This is a genomic window from Pseudomonas sp. KH_046_1 (assembly GCF_057839025.1).
In genome coordinates this window covers 5,595,639-5,609,781 of record NZ_CM174481.1, presented here as the reverse complement: position 1 = coordinate 5,609,781, position 14,143 = coordinate 5,595,639, and the positions used below count along the sequence as shown (strand labels likewise).

The following is a 14,143-nucleotide window of genomic DNA, read 5'->3' as shown; positions in this document are numbered from 1 at the left end:
CCGTCACCGCTGTTAGTCGGTGGGCGCGACAGCTATAATCTGTCGCTTTACTCTTTACCAAGACCTAATCAAAGACCACGCCAGACCATGACTGAGTCCGTTCTTGACTACATGACCCGCCTGGGTCGCGCTGCCCGCGAAGCTTCCCGCGTGATCGGCCGTGCCAGTACCGCGCAGAAAAACCGCGCCCTGCAGGCCGCCGCCAATGCGCTGGACGCTGCCCGCGCCGAGCTGACGGCGGCCAATGAACAGGATTTGGCCGCCGGTCGCGCCAATGGTCTTGAGCCCGCCCTGCTCGAACGGCTGGCGCTGACCCCGGCGCGTATCGACGGCATGATCGTCGGCCTGCGTCAGGTAGCAGCCCTGCCGGACCCGGTCGGCGCGATCCGCGACATGAGCTTCCGTCCGTCCGGTATTCAGGTCGGCAAGATGCGCGTGCCATTGGGCGTGATCGGAATCATCTACGAGTCGCGGCCGAACGTGACCATCGATGCCGCGAGCCTGTGCCTGAAGTCCGGTAACGCGACCATCCTGCGTGGCGGTTCCGAGGCGATTCATTCCAATCGCGCCATCGCCGCCTGCATTCAGCGTGGCCTGGCCGAGGCCGATTTGCCGGCTGCGGTGGTGCAAGTGGTCGAAACCACGGATCGCGCTGCCGTCGGCGCGCTGATCACCATGCCTGAGTACGTCGATGTCATCGTGCCGCGCGGCGGCCGTGGCCTGATCGAGCGCGTCAGCCGTGATGCCCGGGTACCGGTGATCAAGCATCTGGACGGCATCTGCCACGTTTATGTGAGTGAACACGCCGACCTGGCCAAGGCCCAGCGCATTGCGTTCAATGCCAAGACTTACCGTTATGGCATCTGCGGTGCCATGGAAACGCTGCTGGTGGATCAAGCCGTTGCCAAGGATTTCCTGCCGGCGATGGCGGCCCAGTTCCGCGAAAAAGGCGTCGAGCTGCGTGGTTGCGAACGCACCCGGGCGATCATCGATGCCGTGCCGGCCACCGAGGAAGACTGGAACACCGAGTATCTGGCGGCGATTCTGTCGATCCGCGTGGTCGACGGACTGGGCCAGGCCATCGAGCACATCAATCATTACGGCTCCCATCACACCGATTCGATTGTCAGCGAACACCAGGGCGACACCCGGCGTTTCGTGGCTGAAGTCGACTCCTCGTCGGTGATGATCAATACCCCGACATGCTTCGCCGATGGCTTCGAATACGGATTGGGTGCCGAGATCGGCATTTCTACTGATAAGCTGCACGCCCGCGGCCCGGTGGGCCTCGAAGGACTGACCTGCGAGAAGTACATCGTGGTCGGTGACGGGCAGCTGCGCGGACAGGAGCCGGTCTGACTTGGGCGACTTCGACCCGTCAGCCCCGGTCACCGTCAGCGAGCCAGCCCCTCGCCGCATTGGCGTGCTGGGCGGAACGTTCGACCCGGTGCACATCGGCCACTTGCGCGGTGCGCTGGAAGTCGCTGAAACACTGGTGCTTGATGAGCTGCGTCTGACACCCAGTGCCAGGCCACCCCATCGGGGCAAGCCGCAGGTGTCGGCGAAAGACCGTCTGGCGATGGTCGAGTGCGCGGTGGCCGGTGTGGCACCGTTGGTGGTGGACGCCCGCGAATTGCAGCGGGACAAACCGTCCTACACCATTGATACCCTGGAACTGATGCGCGCCGAACTGGCCGCGGATGACCAGGTTTTTCTGCTTTTGGGCTGGGACGCTTTTTGCGGCCTGCCCACTTGGCACCGCTGGGAAGAGTTGCTCCAGCATTGCCATATCCTGGTGTTGCAACGCCCGGATGCCGACAGCGAACCACCGGATGCCTTGCGCAACCTGCTGGCAGCGCGCTCGGTGAGCGACCCGCTGGCCCTCAAAGGGCCGAGCGGACAGATTGCATTCGTCTGGCAGACACCGCTCGCGGTATCCGCCACCCAGATCCGTCAACTGCTGGCCAGCGGTAAGTCGGTACGTTTCCTGGTGCCCGACGCGGTCCTGGCCTACATCGATGCGCACGGGCTCTACCGTGCGTCGAACTGAATAGGAGTGCCTCAAGGCACGTGGCAACAACGTGTATTGAAGCGCCCGAACAAACGAGCAAAACGAGTTTTATATGACGAGCAACAACGAAAGCAAAGTAAAACGCAAAGGCACATTCAAGAGTGCCCCGCTGCCTGAAAAGGTTCTCGCCGCCGAGCCGCCTAAAGGCGACGAGCTGGTCAAGATCGCCGTAGCCGCCCTGGAAGACGTCAAGGCCCAGGACGTGCTGGTGATTGATGTTCGCGACAAGCAGAGCATCACTGACTACATGATCATCGCCACCGGTACCTCCAACCGCCAGATCGGCGCGATGCTGGACAAGGTCCGCGAGGCCGTCAAAGCCCTGGGGATCAAGCCGCTGGGTGAAGAAGGCAAGGGCGACAGCGACTGGGTGCTGTTGGACATGGACGACGTGATCGTCCACATGATGACCTCCAACGCCCGTCAGTTCTACGACCTGGAGCGCCTGTGGAAAGGTGCCGAGCAGAGCCGTGCGGCCGATGGCAAGCACCACAGCCCTGAAGTTGGTCACGAGCACTTCAACAAGCTCAACAAAGACCAGGAATAAGGGACCGCTGTGCGACTGCGACTGATCGCCGTCGGTTCACGCATGCCCAAATGGGTGGAAGAAGGCTGGCATGAATATGCCAAGCGTCTTCCGTCCGAGCTGGCGCTTGAACTGGTGGAAATACCGCTCAATACCCGTGGCAAGAACGCCGACGTGGCCCGCTTCATCCGTCAGGAAGGCGAAGCCATGCTGGCCAAGGTCGGGCCGAACGAGCGGATTGTCACTCTCGAAGTCCATGGCAAGCCCTGGAGCACCGAGCAACTGGCGGTCGAGCTAGACCGCTGGCGGCTGGACTCGCGCACCGTCAACTTCATGGTTGGCGGCCCCGAAGGGCTGGCGCCGGAAGTCTGTGCCAGGGCTGACCAGCGCTGGTCGTTGTCGCCGCTGACCTTGCCGCACCCGCTGGTGCGGATTCTGATCGGCGAACAGTTGTACCGTGCCTGGACCGTGCTGTCCGGTCACCCTTACCACAAGTAGTTCTGCCCTCATGTCTCAGCCGATCCGCATCAAGGACCACGAAAAAGACGCCCGTCTGGTGCGTGGCCGCGTCGTGTTCGGGGCAATTGCGGTGGTGGCGCTGATCTGCGTGCTGATCGCGCGTTTGTATTTCCTGCAGGTGATCCAGTACGAGTACCACTCGACCCTGTCGGAAAACAACCGCGTCCACGTGCAGCCGATTCCGCCGACTCGCGGGCTGATTTTCGACCGCAACGGCGTGGTGATCGCCGATAACCGGCCCAGCTTCAGCCTGAGCATGACCCGCGAGCGGTCCGGCGACTGGCAGAAAGTGCTCGACGTGATTGTCGAAGTGCTGGAGCTGACACCCGAGGATCGGGTGATTTTCGAGAAGCGCATGCGCCAGGGGCGCCGGCCGTTCGAACCGGTGCCGATCCTGTTTGAGCTGAGCGAAGAGCAGATCGCCCGGATCGCCGTGAACCAGTTCCGCCTGCCTGGGGTGGAAGTGGTCGCGCAACTGGTGCGCCACTATCCGCAGGGTGCGCACTTTGCGCACTCGGTCGGTTACATGGGGCGGATCAACGAGAAAGAGCTCAAGTCCCTCGATCCGGTCAATTACAGCGGCACCCACCACATCGGCAAAACCGGCATCGAGCGTTTTTATGAGCCCGAGTTGCACGGCCAGGTGGGCTACGAAGAAGTTGAAACCAACGCTCGCGGCCGCGTACTGCGCGTGCTCAAGCGTACCGATCCGATTCCCGGCAAGGACATCGTCCTGAGCCTGGACATCAAATTGCAGGAAGCCGCCGAAGCTGCGCTCGGTGGTCGTCGTGGCGCGGTGGTAGCACTGGACCCGAAAACCGGCGAAGTGCTGGCGATGGTCAGCCAACCGAGTTTCGACCCGAACCTGTTTGTCACCGGCATCAGCTTCAAGGCCTATTCCGAGCTGCGCGACTCTATCGACCGGCCGCTGTTCAACCGCGTATTGCGCGGCCTGTACCCGCCGGGTTCGACGATCAAACCGGCGGTGGCGATTGCCGGTCTGGACGCGGGCGTGGTGACGGCGTCGTCACGAGTGTTCGACCCGGGTTACTACATGCTGCCCAACTACGATCACAAATACCGTAACTGGAACCGCACCGGCGACGGCTTTGTCGACCTTGATACGGCGATCATGCGTTCCAACGACACTTACTTCTATGACCTGGCCCACAAGCTGGGGATCGATCGGCTGTCGGCATACATGACCAAATTCGGCATCGGCCAGAAAGTCTCGCTGGACATGTTCGAAGAATCGCCTGGGCTGATGCCGTCCCGCGAATGGAAGCGTGCGACCCGTCGGCAGGCGTGGTTCCCGGGTGAGACGCTGATTCTCGGGATTGGCCAGGGCTATATGCAGTCGACCCCGTTGCAACTGGCCCAGGCCACCGCCCTGGTCGCCAACAAAGGCGTCTGGAACCGTCCGCACCTGGCCAAGACCATCGAGGGCGTGAAACCGGTGGATGAGAATCCGATGCCGGACATCATCCTGCGCGACCCGTCGGACTGGAACAAGGTCAATCACGGTATGCAGCAGGTGATGCACGGTGCTCGCGGTACGGCACGCAAGGCCTCGATCGGTGCGCAATACCGAATCGCTGGCAAGTCGGGTACGGCCCAGGTGGTCGCGATCAAACAGGGTGAGAAGTATGACCGTTCCAAGGTTCAGGAACGCCATCGCGACCACGCCCTGTTCGTCGGTTTCGCGCCGGCCGACGACCCGAAAATCGTGGTGTCGGTGATGGTCGAGAACGGCGAGTCCGGCTCCGGCGTTGCCGCGCCAGTGGTGCGCCAGATCATGGATGCCTGGCTCCTGGACCAGGACGGTCGGTTGAAGCCCGAATACGCCAGCCCTATCAGTGCAGAGGCTACCGCCCGTGATGAATAACTTCGATCGCATGCTCTCCAGTGAGGATGTGATGCGTCGCCGTGCGACGCTGCTGCAACGCCTGCACATCGACGGCCCGTTGCTGATCCTGCTGCTTACCCTGGCGGCCGGCAGCCTGTTCGTACTCTATTCGGCCAGTGGCAAAAGCTGGGATCTGCTGGCCAAACAAGCCACTTCTTTCGGCATCGGCCTGGTGTCGATGATCGTCATCGCCCAGTTCGAGCCACGCTTCATGGCCCGCTGGGTCCCGGTGGGTTATGTGCTCGGCGTACTGTTGCTGGTAGTGGTCGACATCATGGGGCACAACGCCATGGGCGCCACGCGCTGGATCAACATTCCCGGAGTGATCCGCTTCCAGCCTTCGGAATTCATGAAGATCCTGATGCCGGCGACCATCGCCTGGTACCTGTCCAAACGCACCTTGCCGCCGCAACTCAAGCATGTGGGGGTGAGTCTGTTCCTGATCGGCTTGCCATTCATCCTGATCGTGCGTCAGCCCGACCTCGGCACTTCATTGCTGATTCTGGCGGGGGGCGCCTTCGTGCTGTTCATGGGCGGCCTGCGCTGGCGCTGGATCCTCAGCGTGCTCGCTGCCGCCGTGCCGGTGTCCGTGGCCATGTGGTATTTCGTGATGCACGATTACCAGAAGCAGCGCGTCCTCACCTTCCTCGACCCGGAAAGTGACCCGCTAGGCACCGGCTGGAACATCATCCAGTCCAAGGCCGCCATCGGCTCCGGCGGTGTGTTTGGCAAGGGCTGGTTGCTGGGCACCCAGTCGCACCTGGACTTCCTGCCGGAAAGCCATACCGACTTCATCATTGCCGTATTGGGTGAAGAGTTCGGCCTGGTGGGGATCTGCGCGCTGTTGCTGATCTACCTGCTGTTGATCGGCCGTGGCCTGGTGATTACCGCCCAGGCGCAGACATTGTTCGGCAAGTTGCTCGCGGGCAGCCTGACCATGACGTTTTTTGTTTATGTTTTCGTCAACATCGGTATGGTCAGTGGCCTGTTGCCGGTGGTGGGGGTGCCGTTGCCGTTCATTAGCTACGGAGGAACTTCGCTGGTGACGCTACTGTCAGCGTTTGGGGTTTTGATGTCGATCCATACCCATCGCAAGTGGATCGCGCAGGTTTGAATAAGGTGAAATTTTCAATGCAAGTAATGCGTGGCTGGGCGACTCGATACGCGCCATGGGTCGGCCTGGTAAGCATCCTTGGCACCATGCAGGAAGCGTTGGCCGGCGACTACGAAGGCTCACCCCAGGTGGCCGAGTTCGTCGGTGAAATGACCCGCGACTACGGTTTCGCCGGTGAACAATTGATGGGCGTGTTCCGCGAAGCCGAGCGCAAGCAGTCGATTCTGGACGCCATCTCGAAACCCGCCGAACGGGTCAAACAGTGGAGCGAATATCGCCCGATGTTCATCACCGATGCGCGCATAGCCCGGGGTGTGGACTTCTGGCGTCAGCACGAAGCGGTGTTGGCCCGTGCCGAGCAGGAATATGGTGTGCCGGCCCAGGTGATTGTTTCGATCATTGGCGTTGAAACCTTTTTCGGCCGTAATACCGGAAATTTCCGGGTGATCGATGCCTTGTCGACCCTGGGTTTCGACTATCCTCCCCGTGCCGAGTTTTTCCGCAAGGAATTGCGTGAGTTCCTGCTGCTGGCCCGCGAAGAGCAGGTCGATCCGTTGACGCTCAAAGGCTCCTACGCTGGCGCAATGGGCTTGCCGCAATTCATGCCGAGCAGTTTCCGCGCCTATGCGGTGGATTTCGACGGTGATGGCCATATCAACATCTGGACCAACCCGGACGATGCCATCGGCAGTGTCGCCAGTTACTTCAAGCGTCATGGCTGGGTCGCCGGCGAACCGGTAGTCAGCCGCGCCGATGTCCGTGGCGATCAGGTCGACGAGGGTTTGACCACTGGAATCGAACCGACGAAAACCGTCGGGGAGTTGCGAGCGCTGGGGTGGTCAAGTCATGATGCGCTGCGCGATGATATGCCGGTTACTGCTTTCCGCCTGGAAGGCGACAATGGCTCCGAGTACTGGATGGGCCTGAAGAATTTTTACGCGATCACGCGATATAACCGCAGCGTGATGTACGCCATGGCCGTACATCAACTGTCTGAACAGCTGGTCCAAGCACGGGGCGTCAAGTAATGCGGGCATTGCCTATGAGTAAACCCCTGAAGCTGATGGCATTCGCCGCGTTGGCAGTGCTGGTCGCCAGTTGTTCGACCAGCCGCGCGCCGGCCCAGAAATCCACCGCCTCCGTGCGCACGACGCCGGGGCTGGACATCAACCGCGCCCACAAGGATGGCGCGCCATGGTGGGATGTCGATGTTTCGCGTATCCCGGACGCCACGCCGACCCTGCACACCGGCCCGTACAAGGCCAACCCGTACACTGTGCTGGGCAAGACTTACTTCCCGCTGCAAGAGTCCAAGACCTATGTGCAGTCGGGTACGGCGTCCTGGTACGGCACCAAGTTCCACGGCCAGAACACCGCCAACGGCGAAGTGTATGACCTGTACGGCATGAGTGCCGCGCACAAGACATTGCCACTGCCAAGTTACGTCCGGGTGACCAACCTGGACAACAACAAGAGCGTGATCCTGCGAGTCAACGACCGCGGTCCGTTCTACTCGGACCGGATCATCGACTTGTCCTACGCTGCCGCCAAGAAACTCGGTTACGCCGAAACCGGCACCGCGCGGGTCAAGGTCGAAGGCATCGACCCGCAGCAATGGTGGGCCGCCAAGGGCCGTCCGGCACCATTAATGCTCAACGAACCGAAAGTCGCACACAATAGCGCCCCGGTGATCACGGCTTCGGCCGGCACCGTCGAGCAATGGACACCGCCGCCACAGCAACACGCCGCCGCGGTGGTGCCTGTGCAGCTTGATGCAAAAAAAAACGCTTCTGCACCAGCCTCTGGCCAGTATCTGCAGGTGGGCGCGTTCGCCAACCCGGACGCTGCAGAACTCCTGAGATCGAAGCTCAGCGGGACGGTGAGCGCTCCGGTGTTCATCAGTTCGATCGTGCGCAATCAGCAGACCCTGCATCGGGTTCGCCTGGGTCCGATCGGATCGCCGGGTGAAATCCAGCAGGTGCAGAACAGTGTGCGCCTGGCCAATCTCGGTTCGCCAAGCGTTGTGACTGAGTAATACGTAGGACTTGATTGACGGTTCATCTGCGGTTTTGGGGGGTGAACCAGGTTGTTGGCTCTTCGAAGAACAAAAGCCCGGCAAAGGGTGATTGGAGTGAGCAACTGAACACGCGATGACTCGTTAGAAAGTCATCTGATTAGTTTTGCCCTTGGGCAGTTTCCATTAGCGATTTCGAGAGACGGATGAACATCACCACCTTTGCCAAACGCCTTTTCCTGTTAGTCCCGCTGCTCCTCTCGCCCGCCGCGTTCGCGGTCGAGATGATGCCGTCGCCACCGCAACTGGCCGCCAAGGCCTACGTGCTCATGGATGCCAGCAGCGGCAACGTGCTGGTCGAGAACAATGGTGACCAGCGTCTGCCACCGGCCAGCCTGACCAAGCTGATGACCGCGTACATCGCGACCCTGGAAATCCGTCGTGGCCAGATCGGTGAAAACGACCCGGTAACCGTCAGCGAAAACGCCTGGCGTACCGGCGGTTCGCGGATGTTCATCAAGGTCGGCTCTCAGGTCACCGTCAGCGATCTGCTGCACGGCATCATCATCCAGTCGGGCAACGACGCCAGTGTTGCGCTCTCCGAGCACATCGCCGGCAGCGAAGACGCATTCGCCGACATGATGAACAAAACCGTTAGCGACCTGGGCATGACCAACAGCCACTTCATGAACCCGACCGGTCTGCCGAACCCGGAGCACTACTCGTCGGCTCACGACATGGCGGTACTGGCTCGCGCAATCATTCACGAAGACCCGGCTCACTACGCGATCTACTCGCAGAAAGAGTTCTTCTGGAACGGCATCAAGCAACCGAACCGCAACCTGCTGTTGTGGCGTGACAAGACCGTCGACGGTCTGAAAACCGGCCACACCGACGAAGCCGGCTACTGCATGGTGTCTTCGGCCGTACGTGATGGCATGCGCCTGATCGCCGTGGTGTTCGGTACCAACAGCGAAGTGGCCCGTGCCGCCGAAACCCAGAAGCTGCTGACCTACGGTTTCCGTTTCTTCGAAACCCAGACCTTCTATCAGAAGGGCACCGAGCTGGCTCAGGCTCCAGTCTGGAAAGGCTCCACCAACCAGATCAAGGCTGGCCTGGCGCAAGACCTGACCATGACCCTGCCAAAAGGCCAGCTGAAAAAGCTCGCTGCCAGCATGACCATGAACCCGCAACTGATCGCGCCAATCGCCAAGGGCGACGTGATCGGTAAAGTCGAAGTGAAACTGGACGACAAGGTGGTGCACAGCGCCGATCTGATCGCTCTGGACGCCGTCGAGGAAGGTGGTATCTTCCGCCGCATGTGGGATAGCATCCGTCTATTCTTCTTCGGCTTGTTCAACTGAATTTAGTGTGCACCTGCATGGCTCCGCGCTGAACTGGCGCGCAGCCATGCCCGTCGCCACGGCTTACGCTTACGAGGCCGTTACGCCATGACCGATACCGAAGTAAAGGCGCCAAAAATCGAATTCCCAGCCAATGATTACCCGGTTAAGGTGATCAGCGACACCGGCGTGGGCAACAAGGACAGGATCATCGACATCGTTCGCAAACATGCAACGATCAACGATGAACGTGTTGACGAGCGCCAGAGCAGCAACGGCAAATACACCACCATTCAGTTGCACATCGTCGCGACCGACCAGGACCAGCTGTACAACATCAACAGCGAGCTGCGGGCCACCGGTTTCGTGCACATGGTGCTGTGATGTCTGGCACGCTGGGCTTTCGCGAACTCGGCCAGATGGCTTACGAGCCAGTCTGGCATGCCATGCAGCGCTTCACCAACGAACGCGGCAGCGATGCCGCCGACGAGATCTGGCTGGTTGAGCATCCCGCGGTGTTCACCCAGGGCCAGGCCGGCAAGGCCGAGCACCTGCTGCTTCCCGGGGATATTCCGGTGGTGCAGGTCGACCGTGGTGGTCAGGTGACCTACCACGGCCCCGGCCAGCTGGTGGCTTATCTACTGCTGGACGTGCGCAAGCTCGGGTTTGGCGTGCGCGATCTGGTCAGCCGGATGGAGCAATGCCTGATCGAGCTGCTGGCCAGTTACGGTGTGACCGCCGTGGCCAAGCCCGATGCACCGGGTGTCTACGTTGACGGGGCGAAAATCGCTTCCCTGGGTCTGCGGATCCGCCACGGCTGTTCCTTTCACGGCCTGGCCCTGAACGTGGACATGAACCTGGAACCGTTTCGACGGATTAATCCCTGCGGCTACGCCGGGCTGGCGATGACCCAGCTGAGCGATCACGCAGGATCGATTGAATTTGCCGAGGTAAGTGCCCGGCTGCGTGCGCAGCTCGTCAAACACCTCGACTATGCTGAGCAGACGACCCTGACGGGCGGAATCGACTGATATGACTACTGATGCAGTGCAAACCATGATCCCGACGCTCGATGTCACCGAGCGCCCGGCCCCGCGTCCCAAGGTTGAAGCCGGCGTCAAGCTGCGCGGCGCCGAAAAGGTTGCACGCATCCCGGTGAAGATCATTCCGACCACCGAACTGCCGAAGAAACCTGACTGGATTCGTGTCCGTATCCCGGTATCTCCGGAAGTCGACCGCATCAAGGCCCTGTTGCGCAAACACAAGCTGCACAGCGTGTGCGAAGAGGCGTCCTGCCCGAACCTGGGCGAGTGCTTCTCCGGTGGCACCGCGACGTTCATGATCATGGGTGACATCTGCACCCGTCGTTGCCCGTTCTGCGACGTTGGCCACGGTCGTCCGAAGCCACTGGACGTCAATGAGCCGGAAAGCCTGGCCATCGCTATTGCCGATCTGCGCCTCAAGTACGTAGTGATCACCTCGGTAGACCGCGACGACCTGCGTGACGGCGGTGCCCAGCACTTTGCCGACTGCATCCGTGAAATCCGCAAGCTGTCGCCGAACGTGCAGCTCGAAACCCTGGTCCCGGACTACCGTGGCCGCATGGACATCGCGCTGGAAATCACCGCCGCCGAGCCGCCGGATGTGTTCAACCACAACCTGGAAACCGTGCCGCGCCTGTACAAGGCTGCACGTCCGGGTTCCGATTACCAGTGGTCGCTGACCCTGCTGCAACGCTTCAAGCAGATGATGCCGCACATTCCAACCAAGTCCGGTTTGATGCTGGGCCTGGGCGAGACCGACGAAGAAGTCATCGAAGTCATGAAGCGCATGCGCGAGCACGACATCGACATGCTGACCCTCGGCCAGTACCTGCAACCGTCCCGCAGCCACTTGCCGGTGCAGCGTTTCGTGCACCCGGACACCTTCGCCTGGTTCGCCGAGGAAGGCTACAAGATGGGCTTCAAGAACGTTGCCTCGGGTCCGTTGGTACGCTCCTCGTATCACGCCGACGAGCAGGCCAAGCTGGTCAAGGCCGAGCTGATGTCGTCCTGATCGACTGTGAAACATAAAACGCCCGCAAGGTTTCAACGCCTCGCGGGCGTTTTTTTGCCTGGCCCATGGCAACGGCTGTTTTTTCCTGCAACCTGCGGGGCAACGGTTCCTCTTCTGTTTGTCCCCGTTCCTGACTACTGTGTGCTGAAGATTTCACGCAGGGAGATTCACGGATGACCGCTCGACCGACCCACACTCTTTGTCCTCATGCTCCCGTCCCGGCACTGCCGTCGGAAGGCATGATCGGCGTTATCGCACCTGCTGGCCCAGCCCCGCTGGAGACCGACAAGGCGGTGCAATGGATGCGTGCCCGGGGTTATTCACTGAAAGTGTTTCCCGGGGTCTACGAAAAAAACGGCTACCTGGCCGGTAGTGACGAGGTGCGACTTGGCGATCTGCATGCTGCGTTCGCCGATAGTGAGGTGGATGCCATCATCTGCCTGCGGGGTGGTTACGGCACGCCCCGGCTGCTCGATCGCATTGATTTTGATTTGCTGCGTGACAACGCCAAGCCGTTTGTCGGCTACAGCGACATCACCGCGCTGCATTTGGCGATCAGCCGTTATGCCGGTTTCGTGACCTTTCATGGTCCGATGCTCAATGCCGACCTGCTGGGTGACAAGCAAAAACCTACGGAGCCTTCCTTCTTCAACATGCTGCGAGGGCAGGTGAGGGCGGGAACAGTGCTGGCTCATCCGGCAGCCTACCCGCCGACCACGATCGAGCCAGGTGTGGCTCATGGGCGCTTGCTCGGTGGCAATCTGGCCATGATCGCCGCGACCATGGGCACGCCTTACGAGATAGATGCCGAGGGCGTCATTCTGTTGATCGAGGACATCAACGAGCCGCTGTATCGCATCGACCGGTTGCTGACCCAGCTGCGATTGGCAGGCACGTTGCACAAGCTGCGCGGCGTGTTGGTCGGGGATGTGGCGGGGGTTGAGGTGGCAGCGCTGGACAGGTTGCTCAAGCAGACCTTCGAGCCATTGAAGATTCCGGTGCTGTCCGGGTGGCGCAGTGGGCATTGTGACCCGAACCTGACGCTGCCCATGGGGGCCTTGGTCAGGCTGGATGCCGGGAACAAAGAATTGGTGCTGGAGCAGGATGTGGTGGTCAGGCGCTAGATCCTCATCGCCTGTTAGTCAGTCATCGCGAGGAGGCTCGCTCCCACATTGATTTGTGTCGTTAATGTGGGAGCGAGCCTGCTCGCGAAGCTTTTAGCGGTTACGCAGTCCTTCCAGCAACTTGTGCGTCGGATGCCCGTCCGCCGGCCAGCCAAATGACTGCTGGGCGCTGCGAATCGCCTTGCGGGTGTTGGCGCCGATGATCCCGTCGGCGGTGCCGGCGTCATAGTTTTGCGCGCTCAGCAGGTTTTGCAGCTCAATCCGCTCGGTACGGCTCAGAGGCAGGTCATCCTTTGGCCACGTGCCGCTGATCAGGCCTGCGCCATTGAAGCGTTCCGACAACAGGCTCACCCCCAGGGCGTAGGACGACGAGTTGTTGTACTTGAGGATCGCCCGGAAGTTGTCGAGCACCAGGAAGGCCGGGCCACGGTAACCGGCCGGCAGCAACAGTGCGGCAGACAATTGCTCGGAGCCGGCCGGGGCCTGGCCACCGTTGGGCAGCATAACGCCCAGTTGTCGCCACTCGGCGACACTCTTGCGAATCGTGCCATCGGCCAGTACGTAGTTGAAACCGCTCGGCAGCTGGACTTCGAAGCCCCAGGGCTGACCTCTTTGCCAGCCGGAGCTTTGCAGGTAATGCGCGGTCGAGGCCAGGGCATCGGCCGAGCTGCCCCAGATATCGCGGCGCCCGTCACCATCGAAGTCCACGGCATGGGTGTTGTAGGTGGTCGGGATGAACTGGGTCTGGCCCATGGCGCCGGCCCAGGAACCCAGCATCTTCTCGGGTTCGATGTCGCCTTGTTGCAGGATTTGCAGGGCCGCGATCAATTGCGCGTGGGCGAAACCGGGACGACGACCTTCGTAGGCCAGGGTCGCCAGCGAGTTGATCACCGACTTGCTGCCCTGGAACTGCCCGAAGTTACTCTCCATGCCCCACACCGCCACCAGTGCCTGGCGATCGACGCCGTAGCGCTGCTCGATACTTTGCAGGACATCAGCGTATTGGTTGACCAGCGACTGGCCTTTGCGTACCCGCAGTGGCGACAAGGCGCCGTCGAGGTATTCCCACACCGGTTTTGCGAATTCCGGCTGGCTGCGGTCGGCGCGGATCACGCTGGGGTCGAAGCTGACATCGGCGAAGGCGCGGTCGAACAGATCGGCGCGGATACCGGCGGCCAGGGCATCCTTGCGGAAACCCGCCTGCCATTCGGCGAAGGTCTGGGTTGGCTGGATGTCGAGGTTCTCACCGGTCGGAACCACAGGCGGAACAACCGCCGGGGCGGTGGCGACAGGAAGCGTCTGAAGCGGCTGAGCGTCGGCTGCGGTCGGTTTTTCCGCACAGGCGACAAGCAAAACAAGGCTGGAGGCAGCGATCAATTGGCGTAAGTGCCAACGACGGGAAAGACAAAAGGGCATGCACGGGTCCAGGGAATACGAATCAGGTACAGACCTTACCATGTCGAAGGGGTGT

Annotated in this window: 14 protein-coding genes; 13 read left to right on the top strand and 1 reads right to left on the bottom strand. The window is 61.1% G+C overall.

Annotated features, from left to right (window positions below):
* Positions 1 to 87 precede the first annotated feature (87 nt).
* From AC3IT9_RS25705 to AC3IT9_RS25645, 13 genes are all read left to right on the top strand, one after another.
* On the top strand, positions 88 to 1,359 hold the full coding sequence (locus tag AC3IT9_RS25705; RefSeq protein WP_150755373.1) for a glutamate-5-semialdehyde dehydrogenase: 1,272 nt from the start codon (positions 88 to 90) through the stop codon (positions 1,357 to 1,359).
* 1 nt (position 1,360) lies between these two features.
* Complete coding sequence (gene nadD, locus AC3IT9_RS25700; protein WP_150726955.1) at positions 1,361 to 2,050, top strand: nicotinate-nucleotide adenylyltransferase; 690 nt, start codon at positions 1,361 to 1,363, stop codon at positions 2,048 to 2,050.
* A gap of 73 nt (positions 2,051 to 2,123) precedes the next feature.
* A complete protein-coding gene (rsfS, locus tag AC3IT9_RS25695) occupies positions 2,124 to 2,618 on the top strand; it encodes a ribosome silencing factor (protein WP_007975896.1) in 495 nt (164 codons plus the stop codon).
* Between the two features lie 9 nt (positions 2,619 to 2,627).
* Positions 2,628 to 3,095, top strand: a complete 468-nt coding sequence (gene rlmH, locus AC3IT9_RS25690) for a 23S rRNA (pseudouridine(1915)-N(3))-methyltransferase RlmH (protein WP_003185785.1) — start codon at positions 2,628 to 2,630, stop codon at positions 3,093 to 3,095.
* Between the two features lie 10 nt (positions 3,096 to 3,105).
* Positions 3,106 to 5,001 (top strand): penicillin-binding protein 2, encoded by a 1,896-nt coding sequence (gene mrdA, locus AC3IT9_RS25685; RefSeq protein ID WP_150726956.1) that lies wholly within the window; start codon positions 3,106 to 3,108, stop codon positions 4,999 to 5,001.
* 31 nt (positions 5,002 to 5,032) lie between these two features.
* A complete protein-coding gene (gene rodA / locus AC3IT9_RS25680) occupies positions 5,033 to 6,136 on the top strand; it encodes a rod shape-determining protein RodA (RefSeq protein WP_053162859.1) in 1,104 nt (367 codons plus the stop codon).
* Between the two features lie 17 nt (positions 6,137 to 6,153).
* Positions 6,154 to 7,164: a lytic murein transglycosylase B gene (mltB, locus tag AC3IT9_RS25675; RefSeq protein ID WP_008052379.1), complete on the top strand. Its 1,011-nt coding sequence runs from the start codon at positions 6,154 to 6,156 to the stop codon at positions 7,162 to 7,164.
* The gene (locus AC3IT9_RS25670) at positions 7,164 to 8,171 is read left to right on the top strand and encodes a septal ring lytic transglycosylase RlpA family protein (RefSeq protein WP_489271310.1); all 1,008 of its coding nucleotides are present in this window, start codon (positions 7,164 to 7,166) and stop codon (positions 8,169 to 8,171) included. Before mltB ends, AC3IT9_RS25670 begins: the two co-directional genes overlap by 1 nt.
* Before the next feature lie 185 nt (positions 8,172 to 8,356).
* The gene (locus AC3IT9_RS25665) at positions 8,357 to 9,514 is read left to right on the top strand and encodes a D-alanyl-D-alanine carboxypeptidase family protein (protein WP_150726959.1); all 1,158 of its coding nucleotides are present in this window, start codon (positions 8,357 to 8,359) and stop codon (positions 9,512 to 9,514) included.
* Positions 9,515 to 9,601: 87 nt separating this feature from the next.
* Entirely contained in the window at positions 9,602 to 9,877 is a 276-nt protein-coding gene (locus tag AC3IT9_RS25660; RefSeq protein WP_095941984.1) for a DUF493 domain-containing protein, read from the top strand.
* Positions 9,877 to 10,524, top strand: a complete 648-nt coding sequence (lipB, locus tag AC3IT9_RS25655) for a lipoyl(octanoyl) transferase LipB (protein ID WP_223449073.1) — start codon at positions 9,877 to 9,879, stop codon at positions 10,522 to 10,524. Before AC3IT9_RS25660 ends, lipB begins: the two co-directional genes overlap by 1 nt.
* A 25-nt stretch (positions 10,525 to 10,549) precedes the next feature.
* Positions 10,550 to 11,548 carry a lipoyl synthase gene (lipA, locus tag AC3IT9_RS25650; RefSeq protein WP_162130289.1) on the top strand — a complete coding sequence of 333 codons (999 nt, stop codon included), beginning with the start codon at positions 10,550 to 10,552 and terminating at the stop codon, positions 11,546 to 11,548.
* A 173-nt stretch (positions 11,549 to 11,721) separates the two neighbouring features.
* A complete protein-coding gene (locus AC3IT9_RS25645) occupies positions 11,722 to 12,672 on the top strand; it encodes a S66 peptidase family protein (RefSeq protein ID WP_489271309.1) in 951 nt (316 codons plus the stop codon).
* A gap of 93 nt (positions 12,673 to 12,765) precedes the next feature.
* Here AC3IT9_RS25645 and AC3IT9_RS25640 read toward each other — a convergent pair whose 3' ends face one another.
* Entirely contained in the window at positions 12,766 to 14,088 is a 1,323-nt protein-coding gene (locus tag AC3IT9_RS25640) for a lytic murein transglycosylase (RefSeq protein WP_489271308.1), read from the bottom strand.
* Positions 14,089 to 14,143: the final 55 nt, after the last annotated feature.

Excerpts from the sequence above, each read along its gene's own strand:
- AC3IT9_RS25705 (WP_150755373.1), top strand. The coding sequence starts at position 88 with ATGACTGAGTCCGTTCTTGACTACATGACCCGCCTGGGTCGCGCTGCC.
- rsfS (WP_007975896.1), top strand. The coding sequence starts at position 2,124 with ATGACGAGCAACAACGAAAGCAAAGTAAAACGCAAAGGCACATTCAAG.
- mrdA (WP_150726956.1), top strand. The coding sequence starts at position 3,106 with ATGTCTCAGCCGATCCGCATCAAGGACCACGAAAAAGACGCCCGTCTG.
- rodA (WP_053162859.1), top strand. The coding sequence starts at position 5,033 with ATGCGTCGCCGTGCGACGCTGCTGCAACGCCTGCACATCGACGGCCCG.
- mltB (WP_008052379.1), top strand. The coding sequence starts at position 6,154 with ATGCAAGTAATGCGTGGCTGGGCGACTCGATACGCGCCATGGGTCGGC.
- AC3IT9_RS25670 (WP_489271310.1), top strand. The coding sequence starts at position 7,164 with ATGCGGGCATTGCCTATGAGTAAACCCCTGAAGCTGATGGCATTCGCC.
- AC3IT9_RS25665 (WP_150726959.1), top strand. The coding sequence starts at position 8,357 with ATGAACATCACCACCTTTGCCAAACGCCTTTTCCTGTTAGTCCCGCTG.
- AC3IT9_RS25660 (WP_095941984.1), top strand. The coding sequence starts at position 9,602 with ATGACCGATACCGAAGTAAAGGCGCCAAAAATCGAATTCCCAGCCAAT.
- lipB (WP_223449073.1), top strand. The coding sequence starts at position 9,877 with ATGTCTGGCACGCTGGGCTTTCGCGAACTCGGCCAGATGGCTTACGAG.
- lipA (WP_162130289.1), top strand. The coding sequence starts at position 10,550 with ATGATCCCGACGCTCGATGTCACCGAGCGCCCGGCCCCGCGTCCCAAG.
- AC3IT9_RS25645 (WP_489271309.1), top strand. The coding sequence starts at position 11,722 with ATGACCGCTCGACCGACCCACACTCTTTGTCCTCATGCTCCCGTCCCG.
- AC3IT9_RS25640 (WP_489271308.1), bottom strand. The coding sequence starts at position 14,088 with ATGCCCTTTTGTCTTTCCCGTCGTTGGCACTTACGCCAATTGATCGCT.